The sequence below is a fragment of the Streptomyces sp. NBC_01478 genome, from assembly GCF_036227225.1.
Lineage (GTDB): Bacteria > Actinomycetota > Actinomycetes > Streptomycetales > Streptomycetaceae > Streptomyces.
In genome coordinates this window covers 5432654-5448079 of the sequence record NZ_CP109444.1, presented here as the reverse complement: position 1 = coordinate 5448079, position 15426 = coordinate 5432654, and the positions used below count along the sequence as shown (strand labels likewise).

Genomic DNA, 15426 nt, shown 5'->3' with positions numbered 1-15426 from the left:
GAGCGGCAATTGACCGCGATGCAGCTCCTGCATAAGTCATGCGGCGCCGGCACACGGCGTGGCCCCGCCTGCCTCCGAAGCGGTTGCGTGGAGCTGCCACACCGATCCAGGAGGCCGCTCATGGAAGCGCATCAGATCCATTTCCCCGTTCACGGCACACCTGCTGCCGCCAGCTCCGCGCGCCGGCAACTCGCCACCGGGATACGGGCCTGGGACGCCTCCCTCGATCAGGAACTCCTGGAAACAGCGGAGTTGGTCGCCGCCGAGTTGCTCGCCAACGCGGTACGGCACGCGGGCCACGGCCCCATCTCGGCCGGCGCCCGCCTGAACGACGAACGCCTGCTGATCGAGGTGACCGATGCCAGCTCCAAGGCCCCGCAGGTCGGACTGCCGGACGCGGAAGAGGAAGGCGGACGGGGCCTGTTCATCGTCGCCGCCCTCGCGGACCGCCACGGGATCGAACCACTGCCATCCGGCAAGCGGTGCTGGGCCGAGTTCAAGGTCAGCGGCCCGGACCAGCCTTCCCGATGCCTTCCCCTGCAAAGGAGTTGACGGTTGACAGCCGTACGGATCCCCCCAGTCGCCGCCGAAGTGGTCGCCATCCGGCCCGGCACTCCCCTTGCCGGTTCTGTAACTGTCGACGGGTCCAAGAATGCAGCCCTGCCACTTCTGGCCGCCGCCGCGGCCATGCACCGCCCAGTGCACCTGGGCAACGTCCCGACAAACACCGACGTCGAAACGATGCTCACCCTGCTCCAACAGTCCGGCTGGCACACGGCTCGCCCCGTCTCCGATCCGCACACCGCGGTCATCCTGCCCAGCGACAGGCCGCAAGCGGAGCCCGACCCCGAGACCGCCGCACGCATCCGAGCCTCGTACTACCTCGTACCAGCACTGCTCGGCGCCTACGGACGGGCCCGTCTCCCCTGGCCAGGCGGGTGCCGGATCGGGGAACGCGGCATGGAACAGCACTTCGCGGTCTACGAGCACTTCGGCGACCGTACGACCGTCGACGACCGGGGCTACCTCGTGGAAGCAGCCGCCGCACGGACCGGAACGGTCTCGATCATGCTGCCCTTCCGCTCCCGAGGCGCGACCATCGCCGCCGTCCTGCGCGCGGTCGTGGCCGGACGTCCACTGCGGCTGGGCGGGCCCAATCTCTCGCCGGAAGTGCTCAGTGTCGTAGAGGCGCTACGGCTGGCTGGATGGCAGTGCCGGGCGAGCGAGTCTCTTCTTTCGCTCGCGCCGCCCCCGTCCGCCCCCACGGAGACCATCGCCTGGAAGGTGCCCGGCGACAAGATCGAGGCAGGCACGCTGGCCTGTGCCGTCGCAGTGACGGGCGGCGAGGCGCATATCTGCGGCGTACGCGGCGATGACGTCGTTCCCCTGGTCAGCGCTCTACGACAGCTCGGTGTGCCCGCGAGCACCGAGGACGACGTACTGACCATCCACGCCCAAGACAACCACCCCACCAGCCGGCCGCTACGAGCCGTCGCCTCCCTCGCCCCCGGCGGCCTGGACGCCGACTTCGAACCGCCCCTGATGGCCTTGGCCCTCACCCGCCCCGGCACTCATCTCTTCTCCGACACCATCAACCCCGGCCGCCACGGCAACCTACTGCCCCAACTCGCCCGCCTCGGCGCCGAGATCCACGACCTGTCGCCCACCAAGTGCCGTCTCACCGGCCCGCAGCAGTTGACCGGGACCGGAGTGGAAGCCACCGACATCCGCACGGGCTCCGCCCTGCTCATCGCCGGCCTCACCGCACGCGGTGTCACCACGCTGGGCGGCCTCGACCAACTCCGGCGCGGACACGCCGACCTGCCCACCAAGCTCCACGCCCTCGGCGCCGACATCTGCGAGGTCACCCCATGAGCCGACGGTTACGGAAGATCGTCGCTACGACCGACGTCCACTCCGCCTTCGACGCGGCCACGCCGATGCTCACCCATCTCCACACCGCCAGGGCCGAGAGCCTGATCGTGGACTGCGGCGACTTCTTCGAAGGGAGCGGCTACTACCGCTTCGGCAAGGGCCAGATCGAGCGCGAGATCCTCACCAGCCTGTACGACCTGCTCGCGCCCGGAAATCACGGCTGGCTGCACTACTTCGAACCAGGGCTGCACGAGATGACCGTGTGCGCCAACGCCTCCGACGCCAACAGCAAACCCCTCTTCGACCGGGTACGCATCAAGCGGATCGGCGGCCAACGGGTCGCCATCACCGCGGTGATCGGTGCCCAGGCGTTCAACACGATCCCCACCCGCGACCGCATCGGCCACCACGTCACAAACCCGGCCCATGCCCTGCGCGAGGTGATGCTGGAGAACCACCACCGAGCCGACGCCTGGATCGTGTTGTCCCACTCCGGCTTTGAGGAGGACCTGAAGCTGGCCGCCGCCTGCCCGTTCGCGGACGTCATCTTCGCCGGTCACTGCCACAGCGATATCTACGGTCCCGTGCGCATCGGCGACACCTTGGTCGTCAAGGGACGCGAACTCGGCGTCGGCTACGCCACCGCAGAACCGGTCGGCAGCGGCTGGGCCGCTCGCACATGCACCTTTCCCAACGCCGCCGTAGTTCCCGAAGACCTCGCCACGGTGCAGGAGAAGATCTTCCTCATCAGCCGGAAGCTGACGAGTCCGCTCGGAACCGTGAACGAGCCTTATCGCAATGGTGAGTTGGACCGCAGCCGTCTGCTGCGAGAGATCGCCGGCCGACTCCACTCCGGCCTCGGCGCAGACGCGGTGATCCTCAACGAGACCGCGCTCCGTTCCGTACCGCTCGGCGAAGTGCTGACCCTCGGCGACCTGTTGGCCATCGAGCCCTTCGACAACCAGCTCGTCCACGCCGTCCTTCCTGACGAGCACGCCCAGGACCACGACAAGCTGCTGACGCAACTCGCTGAATACGTAGGCCCGTTGGTCATCGCTCCCACGCCTCTTCCGTCGGCGATGAGCAGCGTGCTGACGACGGGCTACCTCGCCGACAGCCATCTGGGCGGCCGAACACATCAAGCCGGGCTCCGGCTCAGCCAAGCAGTACGCCGCGTTCTGGCCACCACCTTGCCCGGCGGCGCCACCGAGGGAGGCGAGCAGTGATCCTCACCGGCCCCGAGATCACCGCCGCTGCCCGCGACGGTCGCCTGACCATCGACCCCTTCGAGCTGGAGCAGGTCAACCCCAACAGCTACAACGTCCGCCTCGGCCCCACCCTGCTGACCTACGCCGACACCGTGATCGACTCCTACCGCCCCAACCTCACGCGTGAGATGGAAATCGGGACGGACGGACACGTGCTCCAACCCGGCGAGTTGTACCTCGGGCACACCCTCGAACAGGTCGGCTCCAACTCCTTCGTACCGCTGCTGTTCGGCCGCTCCTCGGTCGGCAGGCTCGGCCTCTTCGTCGAAATCACCGCCCCCATCGGCGACATCGGCTTCCACGGCCAGTGGACGCTGATGCTCTCGCCAGTCCGTCCGCTACGGGTGTACCCCGGCATGAAGATCGCGCAGATCATGTTCTTCGTCTCCACCGGTGAAATCGACCCCTACCAAGGCAAGTACCAGGCCGCCACAGGACCGCAGCCGTCGAGGTACTGGCGGGACGTCGCTCCGTTGAAGGCGGTCACCTCGTGATCCTCACTGCCCCCGCGATCAGAGCTGCCCTCCGGGCCGGCGAGATCACGATCCACCCGTACGACCCCGCCCGCCTCTCCCCGAACGCCTACGACTGGCGACTCGGCCACACGCTCCGCGTCTGCGCCGGTGACCTGGACGCCGCCGCCCCCACCGCGTTCATCGAACAGGTCATCCCCGCAACGGGCTTGGTGCTCAAGCCGGGCGTGCTCTACCTCGGCGCCACGCTGGAGAAGACCGGTTCGGAGACGTACGCGCAGATGCTCAACGGCGACCGAACCATCGGCGCACTCGGCATCTGGGTCCACGTATCCGCCCCACTCGGACACCAAGGCCACGCCATCCGCTGGACGTTGGAGATCCGCGCCGCCAAACCAGTCCGGGTCTATCCGGGCATGACCTTCGGCAAGCTCGTCTTCCTCACCGCCTTCGGCACGTCGGCCAGCTACCAGCAGCAGCGTTCCAAGTACGCGACGACGGACGGCATCGACATCTCCCGCCTCTACGAAGAAATCCACGGAGGAGTCCAGTGAGCCTCCGTCCGTCCAGCGAGCCACTGGCCGCCACCCTGCTGGACCTGCCCGTCGGAAGCCCGGGCGGCAGCGTCGAACTCTTCCTCGACCTCTACACCGGCGACCGCCCTCTGATCCCCGCACGCGCGTTCATGCTCGGCTCACCGAATCTCAGGCACCACCTCCCGGCCGGGCTCGACCTGCTGCCCGTCGCCGGGAAGTGCTTGGAAGGCCCGGCCTTCGGTCGTTACGTCGCAGCCCTGCGTAAGGCTCTTTCAGCCGCGATCGACCCAGATCAGATCAGCGTCCTGCACCTCCAGCACCTCGCCTTCGGCGCCACCCCCGCCCTGATCCGGGCCCTGCCCCTGCATCCCCGCATCGCCCTGGTCCACGGCACCGACCTGCTCTTCGCCGAGGCCCACCACGATCAACTCCGCGTCCTGCGCGAGACCGCCAGAGCCGCGGACGTGATCGTCGTACCGACAGGAGCAATGGCCGACCACCTACTCAAGCTCGCCCCGCAGATCGACCGCCGGAAGATCACCCACATTTCCTGGGGCATCCCCGACCGCCTGCTCGCCGACCCGCCACCCCGGCCAACTCGCGCCTCCACCAGCCACCTACGGCTGCTGTACGCGGGACGGCTGACCGCCGAGAAGGGAGGCGGCGCCCTGATCAAGAGCCTGGCGCCCGTGCCAGGTGTCGAGCTGAGCGTCGCTGCGCCCAGGGCCCAGTTCCACGCCCTGGCACCGCTGTTACAACGGGCCGGCCTACGGCCCCGCTACCTCGGCTGGCTACGCCGTCCACAGCTGTGGAAGGCGTTCGCCGAACACGACGTGCTGGTCATGCCGTCGACCACTCTGGAGGCCATGGGTCTGGTCGCGCTGGAGGCCCAAGCCTGTGGACTGCCCGTCCTCTACCAACCCGTGCCCGGCCTCAGCGAGGCCCTCGCCGCCTCCGGAGTGGCCACCGATTTCACCAACTCGGCCGCCCTCGCCCGCGATCTGGATCGGCTGCGAACTTCTCCGGGCCTACTCTCCGCGCTGCGGCAGGCGGGCTACGCGAACGCTGCTCGTTACCCGCTGTCGGTTGCCGCACAAGCTCTGATCGACCTCGGCCACCAACTCTCCTGAGCAGGTACAGAAACCGGGCCATCCAGCGGGGCGGGGGCAGCCCCCGCATGCCGTTCCTCCACTCATCCCACCCGCGTCACTACGCTGACCGGCGGGATGCCCACTGCGAACAGGGAGACCATGACGTACCGCACCGACCGCATCGAAGAGCTCCTGAGTGAAGGCGTCCGCGACAAGGTTTACCCAGGCGCTGTATGGGCCGTCGGAGACGCCGCCGGAACTCACGTCCACGGCGCCACCGGGGTCCTCGACCCCGAGCAGCCGGACATGCCGATGCGGTCCGACACCGTCTTCGACGCCGCCAGCCTCACCAAGATCCTCGCGGTGTGGTCCTCCATCGGCTCCCTCTGGGAAGAGGGCAAGCTCGACCTCTACTCTCCTCTCGGTACCTTCTGGCCCGAGGTCGAAGGCCACGCGCTCGGATCGGTGACCGCCCGCCAGTTGCTGACCCACACGGCAGGCGTCCCCCTGCGGGCTCAACTCAAGAACCTGTACGGCACCGACCCGCAGGACATCCGCGATGGCGTGCTGAGAGAAGCAGTGCACCGCCAGCCCGGAGAAGCCGTCGAGTACACCGACCGGGCCGCCCTCATCCTCGGCTACCTCGCCGAACACCTCTCGGGCCAGCGCCTCGACCAACTCGCCACGGAGCGGACCTGGCAGCCGCTCGGTATGAACACCACCCGGTTCGGGCCGCTTCCCTCCGAGATCGCCGCACGGTGTGCGCCGACCGAACTCGACGAGGACACCGGCACTCACCTCAAAGGCGTCGCCCACGACTTCTCCGCACGACTCCTGGGCGGCGTGTGCGGCATCGCCGGTGCCTTCACCGTCGTCGACGATCTCGCCGCTTTCCTGCGTTACATGCTGGGCGACACTTCTGCACCTGCACAGGCCGGCTTCGGGCCAGCCTGGGTGACTGAGTCGCTGACGATCCAGACCGGTGAACTGGAGCCCGTACGCGGCCTGTTCTGGCACCCAGCTCCCGGCACCGAGCCGACCCAGGATGTCTGGGTGCACTACGGCTTCACCGGAACCGGCATGTGGATCTCACCCGACCAGGGGCGCTGGGCCGTACTGCTGACCAACAAGCTCTACTACACCCGCGACCGCCAGCCCCTCACTGAGATCCGCAACGCCTTCCGTGAACTTGCCTTCGGCTGAGACAGCGGCCCGACCTACGCCGCCAGCTCGAAGGAGACTCCAACTGCAGGTAGTTACGCGAAGGTTGAGGTCTCCATCCGCACGAGCGGCGGCGTACTCGCTCAGCCCTCAGAAGGAAGAGCTATGCCACCTTGCCGCCGATGAGTCCAACAATCGCCCCGAAGCCCATCATGTACGTGGTGGAGCATGCCTCTACGGCACCTTTCACCTGCTCAGAATCGCCGCCGAACGCAGCCAGCAGCACGTTCAAGATCAGAGCTAGTGCTGTCAGCGCGGCGACTGTAGAGAAGATCAGCTTGAAGCGGGGCGTCAAGTCGGATGCGTTCTCAGGCACGCGAATGCTCTCGTGCTCAGGTTTGTACGATCGCGCCCGCTCGTGACCAGGGTCTTGGTTCTCCATGCCCTCGTATACTGCCCAGATGGGACATTGGTCCGAGGGTCTTGTCGACGAAGTCGCGCGGATGGTCGGAGGCAGCCCCGACCGCCGTCTACTGAAGGACAAGCTCGCTCAGGCTGGCCGCGAGATTGAGGTTCTGTCAGGCCGTAGCTTCCAGCCGATGCGCCGAGCGACCGCGGTCTTCGAGCCCAATGGTCTGCCTTTTGTGGACGTTCCCGACTTGCAGGTCGGCTCGATGGAACCAGAGTCGATGGTTTGGGAGGTCCCTGACCCGGTGAACCCCCAGATGGCAACCGTCCTGCAGGTCACGCCCCTGGCTGCCCCTGTCCCTAAGGCCGCGTCTATTGCAGACGCACTCTGGATTGCTGGCCAGCTCGTCGCCGTAGCGTCGCAGAGAGGGCAACTGTCAGGTGAGTATGTCCTTGGATGGCTAGGTTCATTTTTCTCGCCCGAGCAGCGAGTGGAACTCTTTCGTCGTGTCATGAACCCTGAGGTTCGATTTCATGTCCCCATCCTCGCGGTCTCTGTCGACGGATGGTGGTTCCAGATCGCCCGTCGACTTCTCTGGATGACAAACGAGACCGAGGATGAAGGGCGTCTTTTCGAACCGCTCATGGATCAGACGGCCGGTGACAAGATCCCACCGCTTGTAGCCGCCGAAGCGATCCTGATCGCGGCTCCCATGACACAGCAACCCGCAGGCTGGGCATTCACCGCGCGCATCTGGACCGAGCAGGTGCAACGGCCCACCGATCGGCAGTGGAGCAGGTTCGCGAGGGCTATCCACGGCCACGGCATACCGACCATCACCCTCGACCCTGTCTCAACTCCTTACGAAATCGCCTGTCAGGTGGTCTTGAAAGGCTACTGGCACGGCTACATCAAGGGCGATGAACCGGCCCTGGCAAAGGTAATCGCGCGGGCGTATCCGCGGCATGTCGCTCGCATCGAGCGTGAGACCCGCGCCCCGAATACGGATTCGGCAGCCGCGACGCTGCTCGAACAGCTGATCCGCCCTGGATTCGACCCAGGACAGGGGGCGGAGGCGACCCGTCGGTACGTGCGCCGGAAGGCAAGAATTGCGGTAATGCAATACCGGAAAGGCGAGGCACCGGATCGGTATCCCTGGACGAGGGTTGGGGTCAGCGAACGCCGGTACTACAAACTCCTGCCGTTGTTCGTGCAGAAGGTCAACGGCCGCTACGACTACGACTACGACGATGTCGTGGCGCGGATGAAGGATCACCTGGATCGTGTAGACGAGGCACGGAGGGCGCGAACAGCAGCCCTTGAAGTCCTCCGACTGCACGGCTTCGGGGAAGAGGCCGCGCGCAAATGGCTACAGCGGCATCCACCCAAGGATGCCCTGACTGCATGGCCGCGCGGTCGACGCCCGTAGCGCCAGCTATGCACTGAAGTCAACGTCTGCGGAGACGGCCCGCGCACCGTCATCGACGACACCACCGCCATGCTCGGCGCCGTCGACGTCGCCCGCAACCAGTGTCCTGAACGGGTCAGCCGCTTGACCGAAAGCGTCGTTCGATGGCTTCCGCTCGCACCGTACAGTCGACCAAGTGCGCTACGGACAGAAGGCGTTGCTGCCACAACCTGGGACATTCCCCGATGAGAAAGCTCTCGCTGACTTCGTCCTCGACAAGATGGACCAGTGGTTCCATGTTGAAGAGCAAGTGCCAGGGCGTTACTGGACCGGCGAAGAGACTCGTATCGATGCCGTGCTGAGGCCCCGTGAGCCGGCCGGTTGGCACGATGAGGACCCAGCCTTCGGCATCGAGTTCAAGAACCCTGCTCCGAACACGAGTACTGGTGAGCGTTACGGATGGGTCGCGCAGGCAGCCGGATACACGCACTGCCAATGGGAGAGATACGGCAGGCTGGGGGTCTTCCTGTGACCGTCCCCTCTGAGCTGGCTTCTGTCTCGCGCCGACAAGATTGCCAATGCCCGTCAGCAGCAGATCAGTCCCGAGAGGTTGGAAGAGGAACGTCAGCGGGTGCGGGAGTACGGTCGCCGTTTCGGCAAGGAGTACTCCGACGCGTACGTCGAGAGCGAGGCGATGCTCGCGCACAGGCGCCGCCTTGGCGAGCTGACCTACGAGGAGTTCACGGCACTCGCTGATGGTTACGCGAACGCTGAAGCCCGCGAACGCGAACATGATCTGCGGATGGCCAAGGAGCTGACCCATCTCATCGGCCAACTCAGTGTTGGCGAGCTCATGCCCTACGAGGGCAGCGGCTGGACACTGACGCGGTCAGGCACTCGGCTATGGAGTGAACACCAGGGCGTGTCCAAGATCCCTTACAGGCTTCGGCCTCGCATTGGCTCCGAACGGAGCAGACGTTGAGGCTGGCCGGGTGGTTGGCCTCCCTGATTTCCGGCGACCGTCGCCGGTAGAAGACGATCCGTCGATCGGTATCCGGCGGACGTGGGATATATCCGCTGGAGGCTCAAAGGAGCGGGCGACGGCGATGATGAAGGGACTGGGCAGCCGTTCTGAGGCGGACCACGCCTCGTAACTAGGCTGCGAGTGACGAAGGGAGACCAGCCGTGGCTCAGCCGACACGCGACGACCAGCCCAAGGTTCTACCGCCCGCCCTCGAATCCATGACCCTGCTGGTCGCCGCCGTCATCGTCCACGACCAGGCCACCAACCGTGTCGTCCTCCTCCAGCGCAGCGAGAACGCCAAGTTCGCCCAGGGCATGTGGGATCTTCCCGTCGGTAAGAGCGAAGCCGGCGAGCCCATCACGGCAACTGCCGTGCGCGAGCTGTACGAGGAGACCGGTCTGACGGTGAAGCCTGAGGCCCTGACAGTCGCCCATGTCATCCATGGTGCCTGGGGCGTCGAAGCCCCGAGCGGCTTTCTCACCGTGGTCTTCGCCGCCTACGAGTGGACAGGCGAACCAGAGAACCGAGAGCCACGTAAGCACGCCCAGGTCTGCTGGGTCGATGCCGAGGCCATCCCCGAGGAGTTCGTGGACACCACCGCGAGTGCCCTCCACCGGTACCTCACCGATGGGCCCCAGGTGTCGCTGGACGGATGGGAATAGGGGGTAGCTGGGACCTCGTCTGACGTGGGGCCAGGTCCAGTTCGGTCGGCGGGGAGATGCACCGGACAGGTCCTGGCGGTTTCGGGGGGACGCGAAGGCGGGGCTGGGTTACTTCCGGTGGAGCAGGAGCGTGGTGTGCGGAGGGCAGCAAGCCGTTCTTGCTCAGCGGGCTTGAAGCGATTAGGGGGCTGGAGGTGCCGGGGAGCGGGGTCGGCTGGGCGGTGAGGTTGACCCCGCGCAGGACGTCGTTGCCGCGTTCGGAGTGGAGTGTGCCTGGCTGTCGGCGACGAAGGCAAAAGGATGGCCGATGGGTTCTCTGCGATGTCAAGGGCGCAGCGATAAGTGGGAGGCGCCTCGGCCAAGTTATCGGCGCTGGTCGGCGATCAGCTCAAGGTAGCGGGCGTACTGGGTGTCGGCGATCTGGCGGTTGCGGACGAGGCTTCCTTCTTCCATGCGGTAGGTGCGTTCGGGGTCACCTTTGAAAGAGAGCCAGTTGAAGGACGTGGTCACCCAGACGTCGTCGTAGACGAGAACCTTTGCGTGAGTGCTCTTCAGACGCGTGAAGCTGAGTTTGTCGCGGTATCGGTCGGCCAAGTTGGTGAGTTTACGGACGGAGGCCGGATCGGTCTTGGTGTCGTTCTCCTCGTAGCCGTAGGCGATGTCCACTTTGACGCCTCGTTTGACCCGTCGTTCGAGTTTGCTGAGGAAGTCCGTGGTGATGATTGCGTTCTTGATCCACGGTGAGATGATCAGGAGTCGGCGGCGAGCGTTGGTGAGTGCGTCGTCGAGGACGTCCGGGTGCTCGAAGACGCCGATGGCTCGGATCTCGTCTGCCTGTGGCTGCTGAACTTCCGGCGGACCCGGCGTGGGGGCGTGAGCGCCGAGCTGGAATGCGGCCTGTTCTGCACGCTGCTGGGTGACCTCCGGCAGCGGTACGCGGGCCTTTTCAAGGTCAGGGTCCAGGAGAGGGCGTTCGGGGGGCGGCGCGACGGTGATGCCGAGGGCCTTGGCACCACCGTGGCCGATAAGGGCGAGTTCGTGGGCCTGACTGAGTTCGCCGTCGACGACGATGCCGACTTCGACGTCGGTACGGTCTGCGTCGGCGTAAACCAGGAGTTTGACCGGCAGGACACGGCGGGCTGGGGCCTGGGAGATGCCTTTGACCTGGAGGACTTCGCGCTTGTTGTTGCCGTTCTCGCGGAGCAGAGCAGTGATTTCGGCTGCGGTGATGTCTCCGTCGTTGACAGGCCCGGACCTTGCGACGGGCAGCATGATCATGCCGTTTTCCTCGGCCTGCCCGCGCGGGATGGTGGTGCGGCGGTCGTAGGGGGCTACTTTCCACAGCATTTGGTCGTAGACGAGAGGCTGGTTGACCCGCACGGGCGCTACCGCGGCGGCCTTTTGGGCGGTGAGATGGCCCTTGTCTGTGAGCCGCAGGCTGGGGGTCCGGCCTGCGTCTTCGGTGGTGGGGCGGCCCCATTTGAGGTCGTCCGAGCCGAAAAGCACGGCGACGGTCCGGTCGACCATGTTTTCGGGCAGACCGAGTAGGCCGGCGATACCCCGCGCGCTGCTCACGTTGTGGTCGACCAGCCGCAGTACGAATTCCTCCATGAGCGGGAGGTCCTTGCTGTCCTGGGCGAGGACCTCGGCGGTGATCCGGGCGACAGGCAGTGCAGCGTCGGCGATCTGGATGAGTTCGAGTCCGGGACGGGTGTTGTGGAAGCGGAGGGCCAGGAGGCTGTCGTCGCCGAAGGCGGGGCTAGAGGTAGGCATTGCGGATCTCGCAGTCTTCCGGGTGGCCGCTCATGTAGTCGAGTACGTCGCGCAGGGCGCCGGGCTTGCTGCGGCAGAAGCCAGCGTCGCCGACGATGATCAGTCCGTAGCGGGCGCGGGATAGTGCGACGTTGATGCGGCGCCAGTAGGGCTGGCCGAGGAACCCGAAGCGGCCGCTGACGTTGCTGCGGGTCACGGAGAAGACGACGAGATCGCATTCTCGACCCTGTACCGCGTCGACGGAGAGCACTTCTGGAGCGATGTGCTTGAGCCTCAGGGAGGCTAGGCGTTTGGTGAGTTCTTCGACCTGGCGGCCGTAGGGGGCGATCAGCAGGACGTCGAGGCGCTTGCCGTCGGGAGTCTTGATCACCCCCTTGTCGATGGCCCGGTCGATGACTTCCAGGCGTCGCATCGCGAGTTGGCCCTCAAGGCGGTTGGAGATGCTGGTCTGTGCAGAGGACTGCTCGTCTTCGCGGCGGTTCGGCAGGGCGCTGGTGTCCAGCCACAGGACGGGTTTGTTGACCGTGCTGTAGCCGGGGAGGACATGGTCGTTGGGCGAGATCAGTTTGTTGTCGTAGAAGCAACTGCTGATCATGTTGCCGATCGCCGGGGTCATCCGGTACTGCTCGCGCAACAGGTGCTTGACGGGTGACTTGGTGGAGTTGGCGAAGTATTGGAACAGGGTGGTTTTCACCAGCTCGGGGATGAGTTGGTGATCGGCCATGATCTTTTCGTCGCGCAGCAGATCCTCATCGATGGGAGGCAGCTGGTTGGTGTCACCGACCAGCACCCACCGCTTGGCCCTGGCCATTGGTACCAGCGCCTCAGTCGCGGTCGCCTTGGACGCCTCGTCGAAGATGCACAGGTCGAATTCGAGATCCCGGGCCGCTGGGTGACCGAGGAAGCCGAGTGCGGTTCCGCCGATGACGCGCCGGGTGCGAAGGAAGCCCGCGATCAGGTTCTGGTCGGTGCCGATTCGCTGCAGCCATTCGCCCTGAAGACGCAGCAGATGCATCAGTTCCCTGCCTGTCCCGGCCGGGCCGAGGAGCACCTCGACGACGTCCCGGACGTCTGCGGCACTCATTTCCTCGCGGAGGGTGAGTTCGCCGTCGAGCATGGACTGCACTTCGGCAAACAGCTCTGCCCGTTGTTCGAGGAGTTGTTCTCGGCGGGCCCGGGTGGTGACGACTTCCTCGCCGAGCTCCCTGGCGGAGGTGGTGCGCTCAGGCACAGGCTGGTTCGCCAGCTCGTCGAGACGGGTCGTCACATGTGCTAGGTCGGCGGCCACGGCGGCGAGTTCTTCCAGCACCAGGGCCGCCTTGAGGTGGTTGGGCTGCTGGCCGCTGTTGGCGGCCATGCTCTCCAGATGCCGCTCTGCGCGCGTCCGGACACCCTGGGTCCACTTCTTGACTTGCCGGTCGAGCAGCAACGGCTGGGCGCTTTCGGCGACGCGTGGATCATCGACGCGGCCGAGGCGGACGAGTTCGGTGATGCCGGCGTCTTCAAGGCGCTTGAGGGCGTTGTCGATGGCGATGTGGGTCTGGCTGACGATGAGGATGCGGGCGGTGGGATGCCTGCTGAGGGTCTGCTCGACGATCTCAGCGATCACGGTGGTCTTGCCGGTGCCGGGTGGTCCCTCGACGAGCAGTAGGTCCTGAGTGCCCAGGGCGTGGGCGACGACGTCTCGTTTGCTCTGGTCGAGATCGGCACGGACCCAGGTGGTGACCTCGGTGGGTGGGCCAACCTTGAGGGCTCCGGGGTTATCGATGATCTGCCGCAGGTCGAGATTGGCAGTCTGCCCAGCGGCGACTGCGGTAAGTGCGTCGCGCTGCCGGTTGATCGCGTTCTGGCTGGGTCCAAGGAAGGGCAGCAGTACACCTCGGGCGGGCAGGACGGCCTGGGGACGCGTCATCCGCAGGACGACGGTGTCGTCAGTGCGGTTGGTGATCTCGCCACGGTCGATGGGCCGGCTGTAGGGGTACTCCGCAACGGACCACTCTTCGCCGATTTCGGCAGTGGTGTCGGGCGAGGCGAGATGGAAGACCCGGGTGCGGCCACCGCCTTCCAACCGTTCGTACTGGATCGGCTGCCGCCCGTTGGCCGCTACCTCCTCGCGAGCTTCCAGGACACGGCGCCAGCCGTCGAACAGGTCGCCGAGTTGCTGACGCTTGCCCTCCTTGGCCAGGGCCTCACGCGCGTCCAGTTCCGCGTTGAGGTTGTCCAGCAGCAGGTTGAGGCCGTCGTACGCCGGGTCCTCACCCGGGTCGTTGAACGTCCAGGTAAGGATGGGGTCGAGTTTGAGGGAGGACGCACGGCGCTTGGCCATCCATTCCTCTGCTCGTTCCTCCGCCGAGACGATGACGCACCGGTCGCGTTGATCCTCGTCGTGGACCAGACGCAGAAACAGACTCTGGCCGAACACCCGCACCGTGCCGGTGTCGACCTCGTCGCTCTGCGCGTTGTAGCCGTAGTCGACGTGAACGGTGCCGGAGATGTCCGCCAGCACCGTGTTCTTCACCGCATCCCAATCGATCTCTTCTCCGGCTGCGGTTGCGCTCAGGCTTTCGGCCGCGCGACGGGTCATCTTCAGCCAGAGCGCGTTGCGTTGGCGGGCATCACGGTTTTCGCAGACCCGCTCGGCCTCCAGGAGCCGGTGTTCCAGGACGATGGCGTTGGCTGGCCGCTTCTTGGGGTCGAGGTCGATGCAGGTTCTGAGGACGTTGCGGATCTCGGTGTCGAGTTCCAGACCGTCAAGTACCGTCGCCAGATCGTGGTAGTCATGCGCCTGACTGCGGGAGAGGACCTGAATGGCCAGGACCGCGTAGGCGTACACGTCACGGACGTACGGGACTGCCTCGCTCTGCTCGGGCGGTGAGTACAGGGCGGATCGGAAGTCCGCGACCGTCTCGTCGGTCACGGCCGCGGCCTTGGACAAGATCTTGGCGATCCCGAAGTCGGCGAGCTTGACCGTGCCGTCACTGGCCAGCAGGACATTTCCCGGTTTCAGATCACGATGCTCGATCTCCTTCTCGTGGGCATATGCGAGAGCGGAAGCCAGCGGTCCGCCTATGTGTGTGAAGTAGGCCGGCCAGTCAAGGGGACGGCCATCTGCCATCTCGTCCTTGAGGCTGCGGTCGATCCACTCCAGGGCGATGAAGTACCGCTCCAGCCCTTGATCCCAGCCAGAGTCGAGCATCCGCACGATGTGGGGGTGGTTCAGTGCTTTGAGCGCCGAGGTCTCCCGCTCAAGGAAGATCCGGGTGATCGCGTCGTCCTCGCGCTGTTTGAGCAGCTTCACGGCGACGTGGTCACCGCCAGCGCTCTTGATGTCCACGGCTTTGCGGACCTCGGACAATCCCCCCGGACGCGCCTCCTGAGGGAGCAACAGAAACCGGCCGCTAATCGTCGTCCCCACCCGCTGCTCCTTGCTCCCCCGACTGCCGCGCAGTCCATCCAAGTGGCCATTTTGCCAGCGGTTTCCCATCGGATCAGCAGTTTGTCCCGAGGCGATGCGGACTTGGCGAGTAATGGTCCTCGCGGAGTGGTTCTGCGAGAGGACGCCTCCCTTGGGCCAAGCAACGAGGCGTGATTGGAGTCAGCCCCTCGGCCACGGTAGGACGCCTTGGCATGCGTGAGTGATGCGTAAGCGGACGGTGCGGCGGTGGCCGTGAGGCATCGGATCGAAGGTCACGCCGAACCTAACTTGACGAGGTGGTTCCGGACACCGAAGTAGCGTCCGGGAGCAC

Annotated in this window: 14 protein-coding genes; 11 read left to right on the top strand and 3 right to left on the bottom strand. The window is 65.8% G+C overall.

Annotated features, from left to right (window positions below; genetic code table 11):
* The first annotated feature begins 120 nt into the window (after nt 1-120).
* The 7 genes from OG223_RS24425 (at nt 121) to OG223_RS24395 (ending at nt 6446) form a co-directional block, all read left to right on the top strand.
* Nucleotides 121-552 (top strand): ATP-binding protein, encoded by a 432-nt coding sequence (locus tag OG223_RS24425; RefSeq protein ID WP_329252475.1) that lies wholly within the window; start codon nt 121-123, stop codon nt 550-552.
* A gap of 39 nt (nt 553-591) precedes the next feature.
* Entirely contained in the window at nt 592-1875 is a 1284-nt protein-coding gene (locus OG223_RS24420; RefSeq protein ID WP_329265445.1) for a UDP-N-acetylglucosamine 1-carboxyvinyltransferase, read from the top strand.
* Nucleotides 1872-3101 (top strand): metallophosphoesterase, encoded by a 1230-nt coding sequence (locus OG223_RS24415; protein WP_329252472.1) that lies wholly within the window; start codon nt 1872-1874, stop codon nt 3099-3101. Before OG223_RS24420 ends, OG223_RS24415 begins: the two co-directional genes overlap by 4 nt.
* Nucleotides 3098-3637: a dCTP deaminase gene (dcd, locus tag OG223_RS24410; protein WP_329252467.1), complete on the top strand. Its 540-nt coding sequence runs from the start codon at nt 3098-3100 to the stop codon at nt 3635-3637. The genes OG223_RS24415 and dcd overlap by 4 nt, the downstream gene beginning before the upstream one ends.
* On the top strand, nt 3634-4170 hold the full coding sequence (locus OG223_RS24405; protein ID WP_329252464.1) for a dCTP deaminase: 537 nt from the start codon (nt 3634-3636) through the stop codon (nt 4168-4170). The genes dcd and OG223_RS24405 overlap by 4 nt, the downstream gene beginning before the upstream one ends.
* Nucleotides 4167-5282: a glycosyltransferase family 4 protein gene (locus OG223_RS24400; protein ID WP_329252461.1), complete on the top strand. Its 1116-nt coding sequence runs from the start codon at nt 4167-4169 to the stop codon at nt 5280-5282. The genes OG223_RS24405 and OG223_RS24400 overlap by 4 nt, the downstream gene beginning before the upstream one ends.
* Before the next feature lie 120 nt (nt 5283-5402).
* Nucleotides 5403-6446 (top strand): serine hydrolase domain-containing protein, encoded by a 1044-nt coding sequence (locus OG223_RS24395; RefSeq protein ID WP_329265444.1) that lies wholly within the window; start codon nt 5403-5405, stop codon nt 6444-6446.
* Between the two features lie 121 nt (nt 6447-6567).
* On the opposite strand, the gene OG223_RS24390 is transcribed toward OG223_RS24395, so the two are convergent.
* Nucleotides 6568-6846: a hypothetical protein gene (locus OG223_RS24390; protein WP_158713464.1), complete on the bottom strand. Its 279-nt coding sequence runs from the start codon at nt 6844-6846 to the stop codon at nt 6568-6570.
* Nucleotides 6847-6865: 19 nt separating this feature from the next.
* On the opposite strand from OG223_RS24390, the gene OG223_RS24385 reads away from it, so the two are divergent.
* From OG223_RS24385 to OG223_RS24370, 4 genes are all read left to right on the top strand, one after another.
* Entirely contained in the window at nt 6866-8242 is a 1377-nt protein-coding gene (locus OG223_RS24385; RefSeq protein WP_329252456.1) for a hypothetical protein, read from the top strand.
* 175 nt (nt 8243-8417) lie between these two features.
* On the top strand, nt 8418-8753 hold the full coding sequence (locus OG223_RS24380; protein WP_329252452.1) for a hypothetical protein: 336 nt from the start codon (nt 8418-8420) through the stop codon (nt 8751-8753).
* A 99-nt stretch (nt 8754-8852) separates the two neighbouring features.
* Nucleotides 8853-9203: a hypothetical protein gene (locus OG223_RS24375; protein ID WP_329252450.1), complete on the top strand. Its 351-nt coding sequence runs from the start codon at nt 8853-8855 to the stop codon at nt 9201-9203.
* Between the two features lie 203 nt (nt 9204-9406).
* Nucleotides 9407-9907, top strand: coding sequence for an NUDIX domain-containing protein (locus OG223_RS24370; protein ID WP_329252447.1), 501 nt, complete (start codon nt 9407-9409; stop codon nt 9905-9907).
* A 363-nt stretch (nt 9908-10270) separates the two neighbouring features.
* Here the strand turns inward: OG223_RS24370 and OG223_RS24365 are convergent, their stop codons facing one another.
* Complete coding sequence (locus OG223_RS24365; protein WP_329252444.1) at nt 10271-11518, bottom strand: hypothetical protein; 1248 nt, start codon at nt 11516-11518, stop codon at nt 10271-10273.
* 148 nt (nt 11519-11666) lie between these two features.
* Nucleotides 11667-15095, bottom strand: a complete 3429-nt coding sequence (locus OG223_RS24360) for an AAA domain-containing protein (protein WP_329252441.1) — start codon at nt 15093-15095, stop codon at nt 11667-11669.
* Nucleotides 15096-15426 lie beyond the last annotated feature (331 nt).

Coding starts and splice junctions, on each gene's coding strand:
- OG223_RS24425 (WP_329252475.1), top strand. CDS start 121: ATGGAAGCGCATCAGATCCATTTCCCCGTTCACGGCACACCTGCTGCC.
- OG223_RS24415 (WP_329252472.1), top strand. CDS start 1,872: ATGAGCCGACGGTTACGGAAGATCGTCGCTACGACCGACGTCCACTCC.
- OG223_RS24395 (WP_329265444.1), top strand. CDS start 5,403: ATGACGTACCGCACCGACCGCATCGAAGAGCTCCTGAGTGAAGGCGTC.
- OG223_RS24390 (WP_158713464.1), bottom strand. CDS start 6,846: ATGGAGAACCAAGACCCTGGTCACGAGCGGGCGCGATCGTACAAACCT.
- OG223_RS24385 (WP_329252456.1), top strand. CDS start 6,866: ATGGGACATTGGTCCGAGGGTCTTGTCGACGAAGTCGCGCGGATGGTC.
- OG223_RS24365 (WP_329252444.1), bottom strand. CDS start 11,518: ATGGAGGAATTCGTACTGCGGCTGGTCGACCACAACGTGAGCAGCGCG.